This window comes from Sphaerisporangium sp. NPDC051011 (assembly GCF_040653595.1).
In the GTDB taxonomy this organism is placed as follows: Bacteria; Actinomycetota; Actinomycetes; order Streptosporangiales; family Streptosporangiaceae; genus Sphaerisporangium.
Genome location: NZ_JBFAGG010000013.1, coordinates 83,407 through 105,487 on the forward strand (window position 1 = coordinate 83,407; position 22,081 = coordinate 105,487).

Genomic DNA, 22,081 nt, shown 5'->3' on the forward strand with positions numbered 1-22,081 from the left:
CGAGCCCCAAGCCCGAGGAGGACGCGGATGGTTGGTTTGGGACCAGGCCATGGGGCCGGTCTTGATTTCCATGTCGACCGGCGTGTGTGCAGCAGCCGGGAGGCCGCCCGCGTCGGTGAGCCGCGGGACCCCTACCAGCCGCCGTCCCCCTCGTCGCCCTCGAAGAAGTCGCCGATCTCGTCGACGACCTCCGCCGCGACGATGCCGCCGATGAGTCCGGCCGCCCCGACCGCGGCCACCGTGCCCCAGCCCGGCCCGCCGTGGTGCCGGTCGTGGTCGTAGTGCCCGTGGTGGGGCTCGCCGTAGTGGCCGCCGTGGTGGCCGCCGTGCCCGTACGGGTCGTGGCCGCCCATCATGGGGTGGCCGCCGCCGTGGTGGTGGGCCAGCCCGTCCATCCAGCGGCCGATCTCGGCGGCCCAGTCCATCTGCGCTGCCTGCTCGTGGCCGACCTGGAAACGGCCGTAGGTGTCGTGCCCGGCGGTGAACAGCCCGCCGCGCTTGTCGGCCTCCAGGATCACGGCCAGCCCGTGCGGGTCGGCGACGAAGGTCAGCTCGACCTCGTTGACGCGCCCGGCCCACTGCGCGGGCGGGTAGAACTCGATCTCCTGGAAGAACGGGAGCTGCTGGTGCACGCCCTGGATGCGGCCCGCCTCCATGTCGGCCTTCTTGAGGTGGAAGCCGAGCCGGGCGAAGCCGTCCAGCACCCGCTCCTGCGAGGGCAGCGGCGCGACCGAGACGGCGTCGAGGTCGCCCTTGTCGACGGCCCTGGCGACCGACAGCTCGGTGCGCACGCCGACGGTCGCGCCGTGCAGCGCGCCGCCGTGCGTCTCGGTGATCGGCGTCTCCCACGGGACGGGAAGGTGGAACGGGATGGTGTGGTACCCGCCCTCGGAGAGGTGGAACGGCCCCGAGACCTGCGCCCTGAAGAACTCGGCGGTGCCGGTGTGCTCGGAGTCGCCGTGCTCGACCTCGACCCGCGTGACCAGCGAGAGCGCGACGTACTCGATGTCGGAGGGGATCTCGCCGCCCTTGACGCGCACCTCTCCGCTCAGCGACCCGCCGGGCAGCACGCGCGGTGTGGCCAGGACCGTGTCGACCGAAGGGCCCCCGACACCTAAGGCTCCCAGCATCCGTTTGAAGACCACGGTTCCCTCTCCTGCTGTCGTCGGACATCACAATGACCGAACAGGCAACGAGCAGGACGGGGCGGCGGTTCCCTCGCGGAGGCCCCGTCCCCGGGCGCTCTCTCAGCCGGTGGGCCGGACGAACTCCGGCCGGTCGAGCGCGCGCGGCCAGGGCCGTATCGCCGCCCAGGGGACGCCCCGGAACATTTCCCGCGGAGCGGGTGTTGAGCGGTCCAGTTTCCACCGTGTCGCCTGGTCGACGGCGCCGCACCACCGGCGGCCGGGTGCTGTTCCACTCGCAGCTCGTACCGGGGACGAGGCTGCGTGCCGCGCCGGAGGCATGGTCTCGGACGTCCGCGATCCGCCGCCGCGCCGGCTGATTCTCGTATCGGACACGCCGGCCGTCCGGTTCTCGTGAACCGGAGGCCGGACCCCGGACGGACTTGGGAGGACGAAGGCAGTGACCATGGTCGAGATGGAACCGGCCGTCGGCGATCGTTGTTCGTCGGCGCAGTTGTGGGACGTTCTGGTGGACCGGCTGCCCGTGGAGCGCGTGCCGATCGCGTCGGTGCGCGCGGCGGACTCGCCGCGGCTGGCCGGCGAGAGCGCCGAGCACGCCCGGATGCTCGCGCAGTCGGGCGAGGTGCTGCCGCCGATCATCGTGCACCGGGAGACCATGCGCGTCATCGACGGGATGCACCGGCTGAAGGCGGCCGAGCTCAGAGACCAGCGTGAGATCGACGTGCGGTTCTTCGACGGCGACGAAGATGAGGTTTTCGTGCTCGCCGTCCGGGCCAACACCAAGCACGGCCTGCCGTTGACGCACGCGGACCGGACGGCCGCGGCGGAGCGGATCATCCGGTCGCATCCGCAGTGGTCGGACCGGATGATCGCGGGCAGCACGGGGTTGTCGCCGAAGACGGTGGGCGGGATCCGCAGCCGGCTGACCGAGGAGCTTCCCCGGATGGACGTCCGGCTCGGCCACGACGGCAGGATGCGGCCCGTCGACAGCGGGGAGGGCCGCAGGCTGGCGGCGAAGTTCATCATGGAGAACCCCGACGCGACGCTGCGGCAGATCGCCAAGGCCGTGGGCGTCTCGCTGGCGACCGCGCGGGACGTGCGCAACCGGGTCCACCGGGGTGAGAGCCCCGTGCTGCCGAAGCGCGGGGAACGGCCGAGCGTCCCCGTGGCCGCCGGGCGGCGCGAGGAACCGGCGCCGGAGGAGCCCGTGGCCGACGGGTTCCCCGGGGCGGCGCGCATCCTGCCGATCCTGAAGAGGGACCCCTCCATCAGGTACACCGACCAGGGCCGCCTGCTGCTGCGCCTGCTGGACGCCAACACCATGCTGAGCCCCGACCAGTGGAACAGCCTCATCGAGAACGTGCCGCCGCACTGCAGGGAGCTGGTCGCGAACGCCGCCCGGGAGTGCGCGGAGGTCTGGCGGCAGGTCGCGCACCAGATGAGCAGCCGCGTCCGCTGAGCCGGCGGTCGTCCGGGCGCGTCAGACGAGGAAGCTGATCTCGCGCGGGTCCCGTCCGACCAGGGCCCGGCCGTGGACCTGCTGCGGGATCCCCATGCCGAAGCCCGCGTGCCTGCCGCCGACGTTGACGTCGCGCCAGATGCGCTGGAGCGGGCTGGACTCGTCGAACGCCGAGGTGCCGTACGCGGTGACCAGGACGTCGACCGCCTCGCGGCACTGCTGGGCGACGTGGGTCGCCTCCATGCGGACGCGGGCACGCGTCTCCAGGTCCGCGTTCACCTTGGCGCGCGCGAACTCGTCGATCGTGTCGGCGACGCGCCGCGCGTGCAGCCGCGCGGTGTCGATCTTCATGGCCGCCGTGCTCAGGTCGAGCTGCAGCGTCGGCGACTCGGCCTGCCGGGCGTAGGTGGATCCGGCGGCGGGACGGTCGTGCGCCCGCTCGCGCACGAAGTCGAACGCCGCCTCGGCGCCGCCGACGAGCGAGCCGATCACGCTGAGCGAGAACACGGCGGTCAGGCTGTTGCGGTACAGGTGCCCCTCGTCGACCAGGCCGTCGGTCTCGCCGTTGAGCACCGGCGCGTAGGGGAGCAGGCGGTGCCGGGGGACGGTCACGCGGTCGGCGGCCACCGTGTTGCTGCCGGTGCCGCGCATGCCGACGAAGAACCAGGTGTCCTCGACCTCGACCTCGTCGCGGCGCAGCAGCGCGATGTGCACGGACGGCCTGCCCGCCTCGGTCGGGAGCGCGACCAGGACGCCGATCCAGTCGGCGTGCAGGGAGCCGGACGCGTAGGCCCACCGGCCGCTGACGACGACCCCGTCCCCGGCGTCTTCCATCGACCGGGACGGCAGGCCCAGCACCAGGGCGGTCCGCGCGTCCGGGTTCGTCCCGAACACCTCGTCCTGGGTGCGCTCGGGGAACAGGGACACGACGAAGTTGCCGGCGTTGAAGAGCCCGGTGACCCACGAGGCCGAGCAGCAGCCGCGGCCGAGCTCCGAGGTGACCCCGAGCAGCGTGCGCATGCCGGATTCGTGGCCGCCGAACCGCGCCGGCGTCATCAGCCGCGTCAGGCCCGCGCGGGTGATCTTCTCGACGGTGGCGTCGGTGAGACGGCGGGAACGGTCGGATTCCGCGGCGTCCGCCCATAAGTGCTCGCGCAGGGCGGCGGCCCGTGCCACGAGTTCCTCATCGCCGGGGACGGGAATGCCCGCCGCGCCGCCGGTGAGGATTCCGGCGCCCGTCGAATTCTCCATAACCTTATCGGTCCTTCCTTGCCGGGGTCGACGGAAAAAGCTAACACGGCCGTCCGGTGACGCGAATGCGGGCGTCGCGGGCGTCCGGCGGAGTAATGGCACGCCCGCGACGAGGATACGTTGTCCTGGACGCGTGCGAATACACGGCGCAGGACCGGGTGAAACCGCTCCGCGGCGGGGACGTCCAACCGAGGAAAATCCTCGTTCGAACCCGCGCGGCCCCGCGCCCGAGCCCGCCGTCCGCAGGTCCGCCCCCGTGAACCCGGCCGCTCTCCCTCCCCGGCGTTCGCGCCGTCCATGTCGCCGTCCCCCGAACACGGGCCCGGGATGTCACAGTGGCTGCGTCACGGAGCCCCTCCCGCCGAAATCGATCCACCGCGCCCGCCTTTCGTCCCAGGCGGCGGACGGGCCCTGCATTGTTCGCACGCGACGGTGTTCCGCGCGTGCGCGGCCCAAGAAAAGACAAGGAGGGTGGGATGCCATGAGCCCGGTCGACTGGACCGCGGTCGCGAATCGCATTTCGTTCGTTCCGATCCGGTTCGGCAGGCCGTCGGTGGACCGCCGGACCGCCCGCGAGATTCTCGGATGCGACGACGGCGACCTGGCGGCGCTGGCCGAGGCGGGGCTTCCGTACGCCGGCGACGGCGACGACCGCCTGTTCGACCCCGACGACCTTTACAACCTGGCTATTTATTCGGGCACCGGGCGCACCTTGCCGGAACGGGCGTTCGGCACGCTTTTCCGTTTCACCGCCGGCGGGACCGGCGGCCTGACCGTCCCCCGGGCGTGGCGTCTCACGCTGCGCCTGGAGTGCGGTGACTGCCGGGGCCCGGCCGCGTGGTCCCTGCACGAGCCCACGGGCGGATCGTTCGGCGGCGGCAGGTCCCGCGCCCTGCTCCCCGGCCCCTCGGAGCGCGAGGCCGCCTACACCGCCTCGGTGGTCACGCGCGGGACCAGGACGCCGCTGGTGTCCCCGCTGCTGCGCAAGATCGCGTACGAATACCTCGAAGGCGGCCTGCGCTGGCAGATGCTGCCGGAGGACCTGCAGGTCGACTACGACGCGGTGCACGACCTCGGCGCCACCGGCTGCGTCGCGGGCAGCCTCTATCTCGCGGACCGCTTCCGCATCGAGGGGTACGAGGCGGAAGCGCGCCGAGGCTGGTTCTGCGACGCTCCCGCGGGGATCGCGGAGGTGCCGTACGCCTGGGTCGAGGTGATCGACGACGACGGCCGCCCGAAGGCCGTGGACGTGACCACCCCGCAGCTCGCGGCCCGGTTCTCGCCCGGCGCCCGGGTGTTCCAGGACCTGTGCGTCGGCTCGGCGTTCAACCGCGTCGTGCTCTGCGACGGCCTGGCGGACGAGCCGCTCGCCGCGCACGCCTGCGGGGGAGACCCGGCCCGGGTCGTGGTCCGCTCCGACATCCGCGCGGCGCACGCCGGGACGGGAGGAACCGAGAATGTCTGACACTCTGGATCCGCGGCGCTGCGCGCTGCTCACCATCAACGTGCAGAACGACTTCACGCGCAACGACTCCCTGCACGCCATGCCCGGCACCGACGAACTCGTCCCGGTCATGGGCTCGGTGGTGGACGGCTTCCGCGCGCTCAGACTGCCGATCGTCCACATGGTCCGCCTCTACCACGCGGACGGCTCCAACGCCGAGATCACCCGGCGCTCGCTCATCGCCGCGGGCATGCCGGTCGTCCGGCCCGGGACCGAGGGCAGCGAGGTGCGGTCCGAGCTGCAGCCGCCCGACGGGTTCCTGCTCGACCACGAGGCGCTCCTCGAAGGCAAGGCCCAGCCCGTCGCCCCCCGCGAGTGGGTGATGTACAAGCCGCGGTGGGGCGCCTTCTACGAGACCGGGCTCTCCGGTCACCTGCACGGCCTCGACGTCGACACGGTCGCCGTCATCGGGACCAACTTCCCGAACTGCCCGAGGACCACCATCTACGAGGCGAGCGAGCGGGACTTCCACGTCGTGGTCGTCTCGGACGCGATCTCCCGGATCTACCCCCGGGGCCTGGACGAGTGCGCGGGCATCGGCGCCCGCGTGTCCACCTCCGACCGGCTCCTGGAATGGCTGCGCGCCGCCCGATGACCCCGGCCCGCCGCACCCTCGTCCCGCCGGCGTGGACCGGCCACCCAGCGAAGGACCAGCCGATGACGACGACCCCGCGCCGGACCTCCCCGATGCCCGCGTCCCGCGCACGACCGGCACGCGATTCCCGGAACGGACGGTGACCCGATGACGACGACCCAGGGCGTGTACGACCGGGTGGACGACCGCGGGAACGACGGCCTCGACGTGCTCGGCCCCGGCGAGCTCCGGCTGCTGCGGGAGCTGGACGCGCTGATCCTGACCTGGGCCGAGGAGGCCGGAGCCCTCGAACGCCGGTACCCCTTCCTGTTGCGGCCGGACTTCCTCGACGGCCTCGGCCACTTCGAGGACTTCCCGCACCTCGGCCTGCCGGTGTCGGCGGCCGATCCCGAGCGGCTGCTGAAGTCGCTGCGGATCGCCGAACGCCCGCTGGCGTCGGTGCCTGCCGAGGCGCTCGACGACGCGCGGTACGTCCTGCCGTCGGCCGCCTGCCACGCGATCTTCCAGAGCCTCGCCGGGCGGACCGTGCCGGCCGAGGGCGCCGCGCACACCACCCTCGCGACCTGCTTCCGCAACGAGGAGCGGCACGGGGGCCCGCGCCGGCCGCTCGCGTTCTCCATGCGCGAGATCGTGCACGTGGGGACGGCGGAGGGGGCCAGGGAGCACGTCGCCCGCTTCAAGGAGCGGGTGCTCGCGCTCGGCGCGAGGCTGGGCCTGGACATGAGGACCGAGGTCGCGACCGATCCGTTCTTCGACAGGACCGCCTCGCGTGCCATCATGCAACTCCTGTTCCCCGTCAAGGAGGAGTTCGTCGTGGACGGCGTGACCGTCGGTTCGGTCGACCACCACGGCGACTTCTTCGGCGAGCGCTGCGGCATCCGGCTCCCGGACGGCACGGCCGCGCGCAGCGGCTGCGTCGCGTTCGGCCTGGAGCGCTGGGTCCACGTCCTGACGGCGCGGTTCGGCGGCGCCGGGGCGGCCGCCGAGGCGATCCTGAAACTACGGTGAGGCGGGCGGCCTGACGCCGGGCGAGCCGGTGCCGTCCCCGGATCGGCCGCGCACCTGCTCGTCGCCATTCCCGCCGCGGAGGGGAACCGATGATCGACCTGACCGCCGACGACGGCACCATCGAGACCGGCAGGGTCGAGGTGAGCCCCGGCGTCGAGCTGCACTACGAGCGGCGCGGGGGCGGGCCCGACCTCGTCCTGGTCAACGACTTCCTCATGGAGAGCAGCTCGTGGCGGCCCTTCACCTCCCGGCTGCAGAACGAGTGCCGCCTGCTGAGCTACGACCAGCGCGGCCAGGGAGAGTCGTCCCGCGCGGACGCCGTCTGGGCCGATCACGTCGCCGACCTCGCCACGCTGCTGGACGCGCTCGGCGTCCGGGAGGCCTTCCTGCTCGGCACCTCGTCCGCGGCCCTGCTGTGCCGCGACTTCGCCCTGGCGCATCCGAAGCGGACCCGGGGCCTGATCCTCGCGGGCCCGGCGCTCAGCCCGTTCGGCGGGCGCCGCCACCGCCGGATCGTCACCTCCTGGATCAGGACGCTGGACGGCCAGGGGCTGCCGGCGCTGTTCGACCAGCTCTACCCGCTGGTCTCGGGCGATTACGGCGCGGAGGTGGCGGGCACGACCGGGTTCCTCGGCCGCAAGCAGGCGTTCCTCGCGCTCCACACCCCCGAGACGATCAGGGCGGGAATGGCCGCCTCGCTGATGGCCGACCACGACCCCGTGCTGCTCGCCGGTGTCCGCTGCCCGGTGCTGGTGGTGGCGGGCGACGACGATTTCATCCTGGGCGTCGCCGCCGCCGAGCGGCTCGCCGAGCTGATCCCGAGGGGCCGCGCGGTGGTCTTCCCCCGCACCGGGCATCTGCCCTTCGTCGAGCAGCCCCACCGGTTCCAGGAGGAGGCCGCCGCGTTCGTCGCCGAGGTGGTGAAGGGAGGAAGGGACGGCGACTGAGCCCATCGCCCGGACGCACGTCACCGCGGCGCCGGGGCGCAGGTCAGGGGCGGGTGACGCCGTCGAGGTCGGCGCGCTGGGTGGCTCGCAGCCGCTCGATGGCGGCGGCGAGCCGCTTGGTGTCCCGGTTCAGGCCCGAGGCCTGCTCACCGCGGGCCACCGTGACGGACTGGTCCAGGTGCTCGCGCAGCCGCCGCGCGAACCGGCGGTCGAACTCGGCGCCGGCGGTCCGGCCGAGCTCGGCCAGGTCGTCCGCGTTGACCATGCCCGGCATGCTGTGCCCCTCGTGGACGTTCAGGGAGGGCAGGCCGGTGCGGGCCAGCAGCCGCCGCAGGCCGGTGAGCTCGGCGGTGTGGCTGTCCTTGATGCGCGTGGCGAGCCGTTTCAGCGCCGTGTCGGTGCCGCGCGCCCGCGCCATGTCGAGAAGGGCGAGCGTCTGGCCGTCCATGGGGATCATGAGCTGGAGCCAGGCGACGTCGGTGCCGTTGAAACCGGGCGGGATCGTGGCCACGGCGGCGGCGGGCGAGGGGGCCGGCACGGAGACCGCGGGGGAGCCGGGGGCGGTTGCGGCAGGGGAGGGCGGCGCCGCGGGGTCCGTGCCCGTGCCGCCGCATCCGGCCGAGAGCAGGGCGGCCAGGAGCGGGACGGTCAGGAGGACGGCCCGCCACGCGCGCGCGGGCCCGTCGGCCCTCACGTTCCCGCCGGGTACGCGCGCGGGCGCCGGACGCGCGCCCGGCTTCGCCTGTGTCACAAGGGTCACCTGCCTTCGCGAGGCCGTCCCGGGGGTGGGGACGGTGTTGACGGGCGGACCGGCGGGTGGAACCGGACGGCTCCCTCCCGGTAAGGATCGCGAAAAGGAGAGCGCTCTCCAACGAGAGTTACGCCCGCGTTGCGTAGATGTCAACCGCCCTCGGCCCTCTGACTACCAGGTGTTTCAGCCGCGGGCGCGGTGAAGTGGGCCCGGCCCCCTAGGTCCGGGGGACATCGTCAGGCGGACTCCCGGACCACCAGGGACGGTTCGAAGATGACTGAGGTCATCGGCCTGCCGGGCTCGTCCACGTGCTCCAGCAGCAGGCGCGCCATCTCGGCGGCCATGTCCTCCACGGGGTGGCGGATCGTGGTGAGCATGGGACGGCTCGCGGTGGCGGCGCTGCTGTCGTCGAAGCCGACCACGGCGACGTCCTCGGGGACGCGCCGCCCGTGGTGGCGCAGCACGAGCAGCGCGCCCTGGGCCATCAGGTCGTTGGCGACGAAGACGCCGTCGAGGCCGGGGTGCTCGCTCAGCAGGCGCTCCATCGCGGCCTCGCCGCTGGCGTAGGTGAACTGCCCCTCCACGCAGGGGATGTACGGGTGGCCGTGCGCCGCCATCGCGTCGCGGAAGCCGGCCAGCCGGTCCTGGGCGGCGAGCACGTCGAGGGGACCGGTGATGGTCGCCACCCGGCGGCATCCCCGGGCCACCAGGTGGTCGGCGGCGAGTTTGGCGCCCGTCCGGTGCGCGACGTCGACGTAGCTGATGGGGATGGCCTCGCCGGGCCTGGCGAACAGCACCGAGGGCAGGGCGGCCTCGATCAGCAGGCGGGGGAGCGGGTCGTGCGGCTGGGTGGAGACCAGGACGGCGCCGTCGGCGTACCCCTGGCGCAGGAACGAGATGATCTGGGTGCGCGCCTCGTCGGTCTCGGCGAACATCAGGATCGGGTGGATGCCGCGCGGGCGCAGGAAGCCGACCACGCCGCTCGCCACGCGCCCGAAGAACGGGTCGGCGAAGACCTGGCTGTGGAAGGGGTTGGCCTCGTCCTCCTCGCCCGCGCCGGAGACGACCAGGGCGATCGCGCCGGTGCGGCGGGTGACCAGGGACCGGGCCGCCCGGTTCGGGACGTACCCGGTGTCGGCGATCGCCCGCCGGACCGTCTCCTGGATCGCCGGGTCGACGTTGCGGATACCGTTGATCACCCGGGAGACCGTCGCGCGCGAGACGCCCGCCGCGCGAGCGACGTCCTCCAGGGTGGGGGCTGCCGTCACGGGCGGGCGACCTTCGCTCATGTGGCTTTTATAGCATGGCGGGAGAGCGCTCTCCACAAACCGGCCGCGCAGGCGGCCGTCGTCACGCCGACGGGCCGTCGCCGCTCCACGTCTTGGTGGCCAGCGGAAGAACGTCCGCGCTCGCGCCCGCGTGCACGGTGAACGTCCCCGGCTCGGCCTCCCACGCGCCGCGCGCGGGCGACCAGTGCTCCAGCGCGCGCGCCTGGACCTCCACCGCGACCTCCACGCTCGCGCCCGGCGCGGCCTGTGCCCGCGCGAAGCCCGCGAGCCAGCGTACCGGACGTTCGACCTCGCTCTCCGGCCGGGACAGGTAGACCTGCACGAGCTCCGCGCCCGCTCGCCCGCCGGTGTTGTGCAACCGCACCCGCACGGTGAACGACCGGCCCGGCTCCACGCGCTCGGGTGCGACGACGCTCTCGTACGCCCACGTGGTGTACCCCAGCCCGTGCCCGAACCAGTAGGAAGGCGCCTCGCCCCCGCGCAGCCGCCCCCGGTGGCCGATGTGCAGCCCCTCGGCGTACTCCAGCACGCCGTCGACGGGGGTCGTGCCGACCAGTGCCTCGTCCGCCCACGTGGTGGGCAGCCGGCCGCCGGGCTCGGCCGCGCCGAGCAGCACCTCCGCCAGGCCGTGCCCGTACTCCTGGCCGGGGAACCAGCTAAGCAGGACGGCGGGCACCTCCTCGCGCCACGGCATGGCGACCGGGCCGCCCGCGTTGACCACCACGACGGTGTCGGGGTTGGCCGCCGCCACCGCGCGCACCAGCTCGTCCTGGCCGCCGGGCAGACGCAGGTCCACGCGGTCGTACCCCTCGCTCTCGGTCTCCTCGGTCGTGCCGACGACCAGGATCGCGACGTCGGAGGCCCGTGCGAGCTCCACCGCCTCGGTGAGCAACTCGCCGGCGTCGCGCACGGGCGGATCGGCGGCCAGCACCGAGGCCAGCCCGCTGCCGGGGTCGAGGCGCCGCCAGGCGACCAGCTCGACCTCGCGGCCCTCGGTGAGCTCCAGCGCCGCGTGCCGGTAGGGCGGGTGCAGGTGGACCGTCGCCGGGTCGTCGGTGTCGCGGCCCACCTCGTCGTCGATCAGCGTCATGCCGTCCGCGTCCAGCCGGAGGTGGCCCCAGCCCGCGACGGCCAGGTCCCACACGCCGCCGACCGGGGGGCGCAGCCGCGCGCTGATCTCCACGGTGTGCGCGCCCTCGACGATCGCGGTCTCCAGCACGTTGCCCGTGTAGCGCCGCTCGCTGTGCAGCTCCTCGCCCGTGGCCGACAGCAGCCGGACGCGCAGTCCCGGCTCGCCGGTCAGCGGGTCGCGGGCGCAGTCCACGCCGAGCGGGGTGGGACGTCCCGGGATGTGGATGCCTGCGGTGTGGACGACCTCGGCGCGGCCCGCGAGCGCGTCGCTCAGGCCCTCCAGCGGAGAGACCGACGACACGGGGTAGACGCCCGCGCTGCCGCCGCCCTGGATGCGCGGCGTGGCGGCGCTCGGGCCGATCAGCGCGACCCTGCGCAGCCGCGCGGGGTCGAGGGGGAGTAGCGCCCGCTCGTTGCGCGCCAGGACGGTGCTCGCCACGACGGTCTCGCGCAGCAGCGCCCGGGTGGGGGCGTCGTTGGCCGGGGCCAAGGGCCCGGGCGGCGGGGCCTCTCCCGTGCCGAGCGCGCCGACGCGGGCCGCCAGGCGCAGCAGCCGCCGGACCTTCGCGTCGATCGCCTCCTCGGGCACCTCGCCCGCGCGGACCGCCGCCAGCAGGGCGTCGCCCCATGGGCCGTCCGGGCCGGGCATGGCGAGGTCCTGCGCGGCGCGCCCGGCGGGCACCGTGCTGCGCACCGCGCCCCAGTCGGACACCACCATGCCGTCGAAGCCCCACTCGCCCTTCAGCGGCTCGTCCAGCAGCGGGTTCTCGCTCATCGTGGCGCCGTTCACGCCGTTGTAGGCGGACATGACCACCCACACCCCGGCCCGGACCGCGGCCTCGAACGGCGGCATGTACACCTCGCGTAGCGTGCGCTCGTCGACGCGCGCGTCCAGCGTGAGCCGCTCGGTCTCCGAGTCGTTGGCCACGTAGTGCTTGGCGGTGGCGGCGACGCCGCGCGACTGTACGCCCCTGATGTACGCCGCGCCGATCCTCGCCGTGAGCAGCGGGTCCTCGGAGTAGCACTCGAAGTGGCGCCCGCCGAGGGCCGAGCGGTGCAGGTTGATCGTCGGCGCCAGCAGCACGTCGACGCCCTTGCGCCGCGCCTCGGCCGCGAGCAGCTCGCCGAGCCGGGTGACCAGGCCCTCGTCCCAGGTGGCGGCCAGCGCGGAGGGAGAGGGCAGGGTCAGCGAGGTGCTCCGCTCGTCCCACCCCTGGCCGCGCACGCCGATCGGCCCGTCGGAGACCACGATGGAGCGCAGGCCGATGGCCGGCTCATCGTAGGTGCGCCACGCGGTGGCCCCGGTGAGCAACCTCACCTTCTGCTCCAGGCTCAGCGTCCGCACCGCGCCGTCGACGCCGTCGAGGTCGGCGTCGGGGCGGGCGTCGAGCCGGGCACGACCGTCGAGGTCGGCGAGCTGGTCGTCGGTCACCCTGTTAATCCTCTCGAGGTCTGGAGAGCGCTCTCCCTCCACCGCCTAGACTCACCGTGCCGCGCGGGGATGTCAATGGCGACGGTGCGTCCGTTTCGGCGGCCGCCCCTTTCACCGAGGTGGGCAAGACGTTTCGTCCGGATTGTGGGGGAGCCTTGACGGGGGCGGCGCGCAGGTGCACTCTCCTTGGAGAGCGCTCTCCCTCGCTTGTCCCGCCCTTCGCGGCGCCACCCCCTTCCCCCAGGAGAGACCGTGCATCCATCCCGAGGTCCGGGCCACCGCCGCCCGGGCACCGTCGTCTTCGCCTTGCTCACCGTGATCACTGTGCTCACCACGCTCGCCCCCGCCCTGGTGTCGGCGGCCGCTCCCGCCTCGGCCGCCGACACGCTGCTTTCCCAGGGCAGGCCCGCCACCGCGTCCTCCACCGAGGGCGCCGCGTGGGCCGCGTCCGCGGCGGTCGACGGCGACCTCGACACCCGCTGGGCGAGCGCCTTCAGCGACCCGCAGTGGCTCCAGGTGGACCTCGGCGCGACCGCGACCGTGAACCAGGTCGTCCTGCGCTGGGAGACCGCGTACGGCAAGGCGTTCAAGATCCAGCTCTCCACCGACGGCACCTCCTGGACCGACGCCTACTCCACGACCACCGGCACGGGCGGCACGCAGACGCTGGCGGTGTCCGGCAGCGGCCGGTACGTGCGCATGTACGGCACCGCCCGGGGCACCGGCTACGGCTACTCGCTGTGGGAGTTCCAGGTGTACGGCAGCACCGGCACCACCGAGCCGCCCGGCACGTGGACCCCCGTCTGGCGCGACGACTTCGACGGCCCGGCGGGCACCTCCCCGTCGGCGGCGAACTGGATCCTGCGCACCGGCACCCAGTACCCGGGCGGCGCCGCCAACTGGGGGACCGGCGAGGTCGAGACCATGAGCGCCTCCACCGCCAACGTCTCCCTCGACGGCGCCGGGCGCCTGTCGATCAAGGCGATCAAGGACGGCGCGGGCAACTGGACCTCCGGCCGGATCGAGACCCAGCGCACCGACTTCGCCCCCCAGCCCGGTGAGCAGCTCAGGTTCACCGCGCGGCTCAAGCAGCCCGACGTCGCGAACGCCCTCGGCTACTGGCCGGGCTTCCGCGCGACCGGCGCCGCCTACCGGGGCAACTACAACAACTGGCCCGGCGTCGGCGAGACCGACATCATGACCGACGTCAACGGCCGCGACCAGCTCTCCAACACCCTGCACTGCGGCACCGCGCCGGGCGGGGTCTGCAACGAGTACGACGGCCGCACCAGCGGCTTCGCGTCCTGCACCGGCTGCCAGACCGGCTACCACGACTACACCCAGATCATCGACCGGACCAAGACCGACGAGGAGATCCGCTTCTACCTCGACGGAAAGCAGTCCTGGGTCGTGCGCGAGAGCCAGGTCGGCGTCGCCGCCTGGCAGGCCGCCGTCCACCACGGCTTCTACCTGCGCCTGGACCTCGCCATGGGCGGCTCGCTGCCGAGCGCCCTCGCCGGGGTCACCACCCCCACCGCCGCGACGACCTCCGGCGGCGTCCTCAGCGTCGAGTCGATCGCGGTCGAGAGGAGCGCCGGTACCGCGGCCCCGGCCATGACCGACCCGCCCGTCCCCGCCGGGCCCAGCACCGTCCGGGTGACCGGGACCCAGGGGAACTGGCAGCTCACCTGCAACGGCCTGCCCTACATCGTCAAGGGCCTCACCTACGGACCGCCGCAGGGCGCCGCCGACGGGTACATGCGCGACCTCGCCTCCATGGGCGTCAACACCATCCGCACCTGGGGCGTGGACGACGCGCAGACCCCCGGCCTGCTCGACCGGGCCGCCGCGCACGGCATCAGGGTGATCGTCGGGCACTGGCTGAACCAGGGCGCGGACTACGTCAACGACACCACCTACAAGAACAACGTCAAGAACGAGATCGTCGCCCGGGTCAACGCGCTGAAGAACAAGCAGGGCGTGCTCATGTGGGACGTCGGCAACGAGGTCATCCTCACCATGCAGGACCACGGACTGCCCGCCGCCGAGGTCGAGGCCCGCCGCGTCGCCTACGCCAGGTTCGTCGACGAGGTCGCCGTGGCGATCCACGCCGCCGACCCCAACCACCCCGTCACCTCCACCGACGCCTGGACCGGCGCGTGGCCGTACTACAAGCAGTACGCCCCCGCGCTCGACCTGCTGGCCGTGAACTCCTACGGCGCGATCGGCGGCGTCAAGCAGGCGTGGATCGACGGCGGTTACACCAAGCCGTACATCCTCACCGAGGGCGGCCCGGCCGGCGAGTGGGAAGTGCCGGGCGACGTCAACGGCGTGCCCACCGAGCCCACCGACCTGCAGAAGCGCGCCGGCTACACGGCGAGCTGGAACGCGATCAAGGCGCACCCGGGCGTCGCGCTCGGCGCCACCGAGTTCCACTACGGGCTGGAGAACGACTTCGGCGGCGTGTGGCTCAACACCTTCACCGGCGGATGGCGGCGCCTCGGCTACCACGCGCTCAGGCAGGCCTACACCGGGCAGCCCACCGGCAACACCCCGCCGGAGATCACCGCCATGAACGTCGGAACCCAGACGAGCGTCCCGGCGGGCGGGCAGTTCACCGTGGACGTCACCGCCTCCGACCCCGACGGCGACGCGATCCGCTACAACCTGATGTACAGCGACAAGCACATCACCGGCGCAACCGGCCTGAAGCACGTCCGCTTCACCGAGACCGCGCCCGGCCGGTTCACCGCCACCGCGCCGCAGCAGATGGGCGTGTGGAAGGTGTACGTCTACGCCTACGACGGGCAGGGCAACGTGGGCATCGAGCAGCGGTCCTTCCGCGTCGTGCCGCCCACCGTGCCCGGCACCAACGTGGCGATCGGCAAGCCCACCACCGCCTCGACCTACCAGGCCACCGGGGACGGCGGCGCGCCGTTCCTGCCCGCCAAGGCCACCGACGGCAGCTTCACCACGCGGTGGGCCAGCGAGTGGAGCGACGCGCAGTGGATCCAGGTCGACCTCGGGAGCAGCGTGCCGGTCAAGCACGTGCAGCTCGGCTGGGAGGCCGCCTACGGCAAGTCCTACCAGATCAGGACGTCCACGGACGGGACCACCTGGACCGTCCCCCACTCCACCACGACCGGCGACGGCGGCTTCGACGACATCGACCTGAACGTCACGGCCCGCTACGTCCGCGTCGAGCTCTCCCAGCGCGGGACACCGTGGGGGTACTCACTCTGGGAGTTCGGGGTCTACCGGTGAGGTGAGTCCCCTCTATCCCTGTTCGCGACCTCACCCGTACCGACCCCTTCCGCACGCGCCTCGGGGGCCGGTAGTCCGGTAGGGTCCGAGCGCGGGCGGCCGTAGGCGTGAGTTGGACACGCCCGCGGCCGCGGTCCGCCCGCCGATCGAGCGAGCAGAGTGGGGGAGACGTGTCAGTCCAGAGCAGCCGGCCCGGACCGTCCAGTGAGTCCGGTCAGGCAGGCCGGCCCGGCGCCGGGAGCGCCTCGGGCCCGATCAAGAGGACCGCGCCGTTACGCACCGGCCGCTCGTCCTGGGCCACCTGGTTCCCGGCCGCCAAGTCGCGGCCGTTCTCGCGGCTCCGCCTGTTCTGCTTCCCCCACGCGGGCGGGTCCGCCGCCGTCTACCACCAGTGGCACCTCGGGTTGTCCCCGGCGATCGAGGTCCGCGCCGTGCAGTACCCGGGCCGGGCCGACCGCATGTCCGAGCCGCTGATCTCCGACGACGCGCGCATGGTGAGCCTGGTCACCGAGGCGATGGGCGCGCTGCTCGACCGCCCGGTCGCGCTGTTCGGCCACAGCATGGGCGCCGTCCTCGCCTACGAGACCGCCCGCGCGCTGCGGGAGCTCGGCACGCCGCCCGTCCACCTGTTCGTCTCCGGCAGGCGAGCGCCGCAGATCCCCCTGCGCGAGGAGCCGGTCGCGCACGCCGACGACGAGACGTTCATGCGCAGCCTGCGCGCCCTCGGCGGCACCGACGCCGACGTGCTGGACGACCCGCAGATCCGCGAGCTGACGTTCCCGTACGTGCGCAACGACTTCGACCTGATCGAGTCCTACGTCCACCGCGACGGCCCGCCGCTGGCCTGTCCCGTCACCGTGCTCGCCGGCGACGAGGACGCTCAGGTGACCCCCGAGGACGTCGAGCGCTGGCGCGAGGTGACGACCGGCGAGGTCACGGTGCGCTTCCTGCCCGGCGACCACTTCTACCTGGTGCCCCGGCAGGCCGAGGTCCTCGCCGAGATCGACCGCGCACTCGACTGACGCGGGCCCCGATCCGGACGCCTCCTGAACGCCCGGAGCCGGGGCGCCCCGCCCACGCGGCAGGAGGCGCCCCGGCTCCGGAGGGAACGCGGGGAATGGAAGGTCAGAAGACCGGCACGCCCTCGCGCACCAGCTTCCAGTTGGGGTCGGCGAAGGTCGAGGCGTCGATCGTGCCCGCGGCCGTGGCGTACTCGATCAGGGCCTGGCGGATCTCCACCTGCGCGTTGTAGACCACCGGCGCGGTCGCGACGTGCGGGAAGCCGCCGCCGCCCGACTGCCGGTAGTTGTTGATCGCCACGACGAAAGACTGGCCGGCGGCGACCGGCTTGCCCTGGTAGGACAGGCCCACGATGCGCTGCCCGGCCGGCTTGGAGATGTCGATGTCGTAGGTCACGCTGGAGAGCTGGTCGTAGTTGTAGTCCGGCGTGCCGCCCGCGTTGGTCAGCGCGCGCAGGTCGACCGGCGCGCCCGGCGCCACCTGCGCGAAGTACTTCGCCGAGTACTCCAGGTAGTCCTTAAGCTGGGCGCCGGTCAGCTTCACCGCGAGCAGCGTGTTGTCGTACACGTACAGCCCGGCCATGTCGCGCACGCTCACCGGGCCCGCCGGGAAGACGGCGGTACGGCTGAACGGCGCGGCGATGGACAGCACCGGCAGCGACGCGTCGGGCGTGCCCGCGATCGCCTTGGTGACCAGGTCGGTCTGCACCTTCTGGATGTAGTCGAGGATCGCGGTGTCCTTGTAGGGGGACTCGGCGGCCGACAACTGCTCCTTGGACTGCGCGATGACCTTGTTCACGTACCCGACCGTCTTGTCGTGCTGCTCCTTCATCAGGGCGACGATCTTCGGGTCCTCGGCCACCGTGTTGGTGTTGAGCGTCGTGGACGCCTTGGAGGTGACGGCCCACGAGCCGCGCTCCTTGGTCAGCGTGAAGTCCACCACCGACAGCCGGTTGCCCCAGCGGCCCGGCTCGGTCAGCAGCACCTGCTTGCCGGTCGCCTTGTTGGTGACGAACCGCTGCGGCACGTCGTTGTGGGCGTGGCCGAACAGCACCGCGTCGATGCCGGGCACCTGCTCGGCGACCATCGCGGAGGCGTTCTCGACCGGCAGGTCCGAGCCGTAGGACGACATGCCGTTGTCGCCGGCGTGGGCGGTGACGAGGACGACGTCGGCGCCGAGCTTCCGGATGACCGGCACCCACTTCTTGGCGGTGTCGACCAGGTCGAGGAACTTCAGCTTGCCGTCTACGTTGGCCTTGTCCCAGATGGCGCTGCCCGGGTTGGTGAGGCCGAGGACGCCCACCTTGACGGGCCTGCCGCCCTTGACGGGCATCGACTTGATGACGAACGGCCGGTAGGCGGGCAGCCCGGTCTTCGCCGACACCGCGTTGGCGCCGAGCACGGGGGCCTTCATCTGCTTGACCCAGGTCGCGAGCAGGGGGAGCCCGTAGTTGAACTCGTGGTTGCCCAGCGTCACCGCGTCGTACCCGATGGCGTTCATGGCCTTGGCCATCGGGTGCGTCTTCTTGGTCTCGGTGATCGGCTCGATCTTGGCGAAGTAGTAGTCGAGCGGGGTCCCCTGGATGGTGTCGCCCGAGTCGAACAGCAGGGTGTGGTCGGCGCCGCGGTCGGCGCGGATCTTGTTCACCAGCGTGGAGACCTTGGCGAGGCCCACGTCGTTGTGCGCGCTGTCGTCGTACTCGGCGTTCTTGAAGTAGTCCCAGTTAAGGGCGTTGCCGTGGATGTCTGAGGTGGCCATCACGGTCACCTTGACCGTCTGCGGGTGGCCGGTCGAGGCGGAGGCCGAGAGGGGTGCGAGGAGTCCGAGGACCGCGGCCACTGTGGCGCCCGCGGCGAGGACTCTGCCGGTTCTGGAACTCATGCGCGGGAGGCTAGCGGTGGGGAATCACCTGCCGGTCACAACACACCATTTGTCGCATAGCTCCTTGATGAATGGTGGGTACCCGCCGCCTTTACGCTCAGTAGCCGCCGTCAGCGCGGAGGGGTGCCGCGCTCCAGCAGCAGGACCGTCACGCCGCGGAAGTGCCACACGCGGCGGACGGCGAAGCGGTTCTCCAGCAGGACGTCCACCTTGGGGATCGCCCCCCGCGCCAGGCCGTACCGGGACGGGGCCGAGGTGCCGGGGCGCACGGGACGGTCCGTGCGCTCGCGCACCAGCCAGACGCGGGCGCCCATCGCCTCGCGCGGGTTCATCTCCGGCGGCATGGCCGCGTAGTGGGTCAGGCCCTCGCGGGCCCACGGCACCGCGTAGGCGACCCGGTCACCTGGCCGCGCCCCCGCCGCGGTCACGGCGGCGGCGTCCCGGTAGTTCACCTGGTGCCCGGAGGCCGTCCGCGCGTGCGCCTGCTGGGGCAGGGCCAGGGCGGCGGCCGCGGCAAGGGCGGCGAGCCGGACCGGCAGGCGGGCGCGGCCCAGGGCCATCCCGGCGAGCAGGGCGAAGGCGGGTGCGGCGGCCAGCACGTACCGGGAGTTGTAGACCGGCGTGCCGAGGAAGGACACGGCGCACAGCACGGCGGTGGGCAGCACGCCCCAGACCACTGCGCCCGCCACGAAGGCCCGCCGGCCGGGCTCCCTGCGCCAGAGGTACACGGCGGCGGCCAGTCCCGCGAGCGCGACCAGCCAGCCGAGGACCGCGGCCGGCAGGTCGCCGGGCTCGGGCTCGGGCATCCACGCGGTGATCGCACTGCGCACGAGGACGATGTTCTGCCAGGTGGGCGGGCCGAGCCAGCCGACCTGCCCCACCTGACCGGCCGACAGGGCCGCGAGCGCGAGGGCCGGCGGGGAGCCGAGGGCCAGCCACGGCAGGCACCGGCGGGTGATCACCAGGTGCGCGGGCAGCACGAGCACGGCGAACAGGTGCGCGCAGGGCAGCAGCGCGACGGCGAGGACGTACCGCCCCCACCGGCCGGTCTCGGTGGCCCGGTGCAGCGCCCAGAACGAGAACACCGCGGCGGCGACGGCCAGCGTGTACGGCCGGGCCTCCTGGCCGAACCGGGCCATCGACGGCAGCACCAGCAGCGCGACCCCCGCGGCCACGCCCGCCCGGGCGCCCGCGAGACGGCGGCCGAGGTCGGTGAGCAGCCCCGTGGCCGCGGCGACGGTGAGCGCGGAGGGCAGCCGCACCCACCAGTCCGCGGTCCCCAGCCGGGTCCAGAGGTACATCAGCACGTAATAGGGGAGGAAGACGGCGTCGCGCTGACGCAACGTGTCCCACAGGACGTCCAGGGAGGACACCGAGCCCACGGTGGCGAGCTCGTCGGCCCACATCGACGGCTCCCACGACCACGCCACCGTGAGCACGAGGGCCGCCGCGGTCATCACGGCCACGGCGGCGTTCACGCGCGGGACGCGCCCCCGGCCCGTGTGCGCGCCCGGGTCCTGCTCCGGCGTGGTCACCGCGCGGTCGCCGCCCCCTGCCACGCCCGGCACCGAGATGTCCATGGACGCCCATACTGTCCGAGACGTGGTGCGGGTACCAAAGCAAACCCGGGCGAACCCGAACGAAATGGTGCGGCCGGGCCCCGGGGAGAGAGTTACCGAGGAAAACATGGGAGGCGGGGGAGCGCTCCCTGGCTTCCGAGAGTGGCTTTCGTCCGATCATCTGTCAAGACCTGAATTAACTCCAAGGCAAGGCGGAGCACATCTGTGCGCTACTTGTGATGAACCGAGGAGAGCGCTCTCTCCAAATGGGACATCCGCCGTTGATCATACTTTGACGTGCGAAGACACCGTTGGGAAGGTGTGAGCGCTCTCTCCCGCTTCATCGTTGCCCCCGGTAGGTCACGGCGATCGTTACCCTCCAACCCGTTGACATGACCGTCACAATCGCATGAACCTTCTCAGGGAGCGCTCCCTCCAAGATCAATAAATGCCCCAGGGAGGGTCTATGGGCAAGCTTCGCGCAGGGATGGTCACCCCGCTGCTGGCCGCTGCCGTTCTGGCCGCAAGCGCGACCGCCTGCGGCGGTGGCGACGGCGGCGGCACGAACGCGGGCGCCTCGTCGGGTTCCACTCAGCCGGCCGAGAAGATCACGCTGACGGTCGCGCTGTTCAGCGACTTCCACTTCGCTCCCATCTACGAGGAGTTCAAGAAGACGCACCCGAACGTCGAGATCGTCGAGCGCCGCGCGCAGTTCAACGACCACCACAGGAACCTCACCACGCAGCTGGCCACGGGGGCGGGGGCCGCCGACGTGGAGGCGGTGGAGGCGGGGTACATCGCGCAGTTCACCCCGCTGCCCGACAAGTTCTACGACCTGAACGAGTACGGCCTGAGCAAGCGCCAGGGCGACTACCTGGACTGGAAGTGGAAGCAGGGCCTCTCGCCCGACGGCTCCAAGCTGCTCGGCCTCGGCACCGACGTCGGCGGCCTGGCCATGTGCTACCGCACCGACCTGTTCAAGAAGGCCGGCCTGCCGACCGACCGCACCGAGGTCTCCCAGCTCTGGCCCACCTGGGAGCAGTACATGGAGGTCGGCAAGAAATTCGTCGCCGCCAAGGTCGAGGGCGCCAAGTGGTTCGACGGCCCGGGCGAGAACTTCCGCGCCATGGTCGACCAGGCCCCCGTCGGCTACTACGACGAGCAGAACAACCTCATCGCGGGCACCAACCCGGATGTGAAGAAGGCGTTCGACCTGAACGCCGCGATGGTGCAGGCCGACGAGTCCGCCAAGCTCGCCGCCTTCAGCCCCCCGTGGAACACCGGCCTCACCAAGGGCTCGTTCGCCACGATCATCTGCCCGGCCTGGAAGCTCGGCAGCATCAAGGACGCCGCCCCGACGACCTCGGGCAAGTGGGACGTCGCCGCGGTGCCCGGCGGTGGCGGCGGCAACCAGGGCGGCACCCACCTCATGGCCCCCAAGCAGGGTAAGCACCCCAAGGAGGCGGCCGAGCTGATCGACCTTCTCACGAACAAGGACAACCAGCTCAAGCTGTTCGCCGAGGCCGGAGCGCTGCCGTCGATCCCGGCGCTCTACGACGACCCGGCGATCACCGGGTTCAAGAATCCGTTCTTCAGCGACGCGCCCACCGGCAAGATCTTCACCGATGCCGCCAAGGCGCTGAAGCCGCAGTACGTCGGTCCCAAGGCCGGTGACGTGCTCACCGCGTTCGGCAACGCGTTCCAGCGCATCGAGCAGGGCAAGCAGTCTCCCGACGAGGCATGGGCACAGGCCCTCAAGGACCTCGAAAGGATCAAATAAGCCGCCGGAGGTGGCCGGCCCGCGACAACCGGGCCGGCCACACCCTCGCGGGATCCTACGGCGGA

The 22,081-nt window shown here is 72.5% G+C and carries 15 protein-coding genes; 8 read left to right on the top strand and 7 right to left on the bottom strand.

All coding sequences use genetic code 11. The features are described 5' to 3' along the window. Positions 1–131 precede the first annotated feature (131 nt). A complete protein-coding gene (locus tag AB0H21_RS28090; protein WP_358522242.1) occupies positions 132–1,145 on the bottom strand; it encodes a sporulation protein in 1,014 nt (337 codons plus the stop codon). Positions 1,146–1,590: 445 nt separating this feature from the next. Here AB0H21_RS28090 and AB0H21_RS28095 point away from each other — a divergent pair, with 445 nt between their 5' ends. Continuing rightward, positions 1,591–2,604: a ParB N-terminal domain-containing protein gene (locus AB0H21_RS28095; RefSeq protein ID WP_358522602.1), complete on the top strand. Its 1,014-nt coding sequence runs from the start codon at positions 1,591–1,593 to the stop codon at positions 2,602–2,604. A gap of 21 nt (positions 2,605–2,625) precedes the next feature. On the opposite strand, the gene AB0H21_RS28100 is transcribed toward AB0H21_RS28095, so the two are convergent. Beyond that, positions 2,626–3,855 (bottom strand): acyl-CoA dehydrogenase family protein, encoded by a 1,230-nt coding sequence (locus AB0H21_RS28100; RefSeq protein ID WP_358522245.1) that lies wholly within the window; start codon positions 3,853–3,855, stop codon positions 2,626–2,628. Positions 3,856–4,336: 481 nt separating this feature from the next. Between AB0H21_RS28100 and AB0H21_RS28105 the strand changes: the two genes are divergently transcribed. The 4 genes from AB0H21_RS28105 to AB0H21_RS28120 all read left to right on the top strand — a co-directional run bounded on the left by AB0H21_RS28105 (position 4,337) and on the right by AB0H21_RS28120 (position 7,909). Next, positions 4,337–5,320, top strand: coding sequence for a hypothetical protein (locus AB0H21_RS28105; RefSeq protein WP_358522247.1), 984 nt, complete (start codon positions 4,337–4,339; stop codon positions 5,318–5,320). After that, complete coding sequence (locus tag AB0H21_RS28110; protein ID WP_358522249.1) at positions 5,313–5,954, top strand: isochorismatase family cysteine hydrolase; 642 nt, start codon at positions 5,313–5,315, stop codon at positions 5,952–5,954. The genes AB0H21_RS28105 and AB0H21_RS28110 overlap by 8 nt, the downstream gene beginning before the upstream one ends. A 147-nt stretch (positions 5,955–6,101) precedes the next feature. After that, positions 6,102–6,962, top strand: a complete 861-nt coding sequence (locus tag AB0H21_RS28115; protein WP_358522250.1) for a hypothetical protein — start codon at positions 6,102–6,104, stop codon at positions 6,960–6,962. Between the two features lie 89 nt (positions 6,963–7,051). Continuing rightward, entirely contained in the window at positions 7,052–7,909 is an 858-nt protein-coding gene (locus AB0H21_RS28120) for an alpha/beta hydrolase (protein ID WP_358522252.1), read from the top strand. Positions 7,910–7,952: 43 nt separating this feature from the next. Here the strand turns inward: AB0H21_RS28120 and AB0H21_RS28125 are convergent, their stop codons facing one another. From AB0H21_RS28125 to AB0H21_RS28135, 3 genes are all read right to left on the bottom strand, one after another. Then, positions 7,953–8,660, bottom strand: coding sequence for a DUF305 domain-containing protein (locus tag AB0H21_RS28125; protein WP_358522255.1), 708 nt, complete (start codon positions 8,658–8,660; stop codon positions 7,953–7,955). Positions 8,661–8,896: 236 nt separating this feature from the next. Continuing rightward, positions 8,897–9,949 carry a LacI family DNA-binding transcriptional regulator gene (locus tag AB0H21_RS28130; protein WP_358522257.1) on the bottom strand — a complete coding sequence of 351 codons (1,053 nt, stop codon included), beginning with the start codon at positions 9,947–9,949 and terminating at the stop codon, positions 8,897–8,899. 61 nt (positions 9,950–10,010) lie between these two features. Continuing rightward, positions 10,011–12,512, bottom strand: coding sequence for a glycoside hydrolase family 3 C-terminal domain-containing protein (locus AB0H21_RS28135; protein WP_358522260.1), 2,502 nt, complete (start codon positions 12,510–12,512; stop codon positions 10,011–10,013). A 252-nt stretch (positions 12,513–12,764) separates the two neighbouring features. Here AB0H21_RS28135 and AB0H21_RS28140 point away from each other — a divergent pair, with 252 nt between their 5' ends. After that, the gene (locus AB0H21_RS28140; RefSeq protein WP_358522262.1) at positions 12,765–15,776 is read left to right on the top strand and encodes a discoidin domain-containing protein; all 3,012 of its coding nucleotides are present in this window, start codon (positions 12,765–12,767) and stop codon (positions 15,774–15,776) included. A 170-nt stretch (positions 15,777–15,946) separates the two neighbouring features. After that, positions 15,947–16,798, top strand: coding sequence for an alpha/beta fold hydrolase (locus AB0H21_RS28145; RefSeq protein WP_358522264.1), 852 nt, complete (start codon positions 15,947–15,949; stop codon positions 16,796–16,798). Positions 16,799–16,901: 103 nt separating this feature from the next. On the opposite strand, the gene AB0H21_RS28150 is transcribed toward AB0H21_RS28145, so the two are convergent. Next, the gene (locus AB0H21_RS28150) at positions 16,902–18,677 is read right to left on the bottom strand and encodes a 5'-nucleotidase C-terminal domain-containing protein (RefSeq protein ID WP_358522267.1); all 1,776 of its coding nucleotides are present in this window, start codon (positions 18,675–18,677) and stop codon (positions 16,902–16,904) included. A 110-nt stretch (positions 18,678–18,787) separates the two neighbouring features. Further along, positions 18,788–20,257 carry a glycosyltransferase family 39 protein gene (locus AB0H21_RS28155; protein WP_358522270.1) on the bottom strand — a complete coding sequence of 490 codons (1,470 nt, stop codon included), beginning with the start codon at positions 20,255–20,257 and terminating at the stop codon, positions 18,788–18,790. A gap of 445 nt (positions 20,258–20,702) precedes the next feature. Here AB0H21_RS28155 and AB0H21_RS28160 point away from each other — a divergent pair, with 445 nt between their 5' ends. Next, positions 20,703–22,016, top strand: a complete 1,314-nt coding sequence (locus AB0H21_RS28160) for an extracellular solute-binding protein (protein WP_358522272.1) — start codon at positions 20,703–20,705, stop codon at positions 22,014–22,016. Positions 22,017–22,081: the final 65 nt, after the last annotated feature.

Excerpts from the sequence above, each read along its gene's own strand:
- AB0H21_RS28120 (WP_358522252.1), top strand. The coding sequence starts at position 7,052 with ATGATCGACCTGACCGCCGACGACGGCACCATCGAGACCGGCAGGGTC.
- AB0H21_RS28160 (WP_358522272.1), top strand. The coding sequence starts at position 20,703 with ATGGGCAAGCTTCGCGCAGGGATGGTCACCCCGCTGCTGGCCGCTGCC.
- AB0H21_RS28095 (WP_358522602.1), top strand. The coding sequence starts at position 1,591 with ATGGTCGAGATGGAACCGGCCGTCGGCGATCGTTGTTCGTCGGCGCAG.
- AB0H21_RS28115 (WP_358522250.1), top strand. The coding sequence starts at position 6,102 with ATGACGACGACCCAGGGCGTGTACGACCGGGTGGACGACCGCGGGAAC.
- AB0H21_RS28100 (WP_358522245.1), bottom strand. The coding sequence starts at position 3,855 with ATGGAGAATTCGACGGGCGCCGGAATCCTCACCGGCGGCGCGGCGGGC.
- AB0H21_RS28150 (WP_358522267.1), bottom strand. The coding sequence starts at position 18,677 with ATGAGTTCCAGAACCGGCAGAGTCCTCGCCGCGGGCGCCACAGTGGCC.
- AB0H21_RS28155 (WP_358522270.1), bottom strand. The coding sequence starts at position 20,257 with ATGGACATCTCGGTGCCGGGCGTGGCAGGGGGCGGCGACCGCGCGGTG.
- AB0H21_RS28110 (WP_358522249.1), top strand. The coding sequence starts at position 5,313 with ATGTCTGACACTCTGGATCCGCGGCGCTGCGCGCTGCTCACCATCAAC.
- AB0H21_RS28130 (WP_358522257.1), bottom strand. The coding sequence starts at position 9,949 with ATGAGCGAAGGTCGCCCGCCCGTGACGGCAGCCCCCACCCTGGAGGAC.
- AB0H21_RS28105 (WP_358522247.1), top strand. The coding sequence starts at position 4,337 with ATGAGCCCGGTCGACTGGACCGCGGTCGCGAATCGCATTTCGTTCGTT.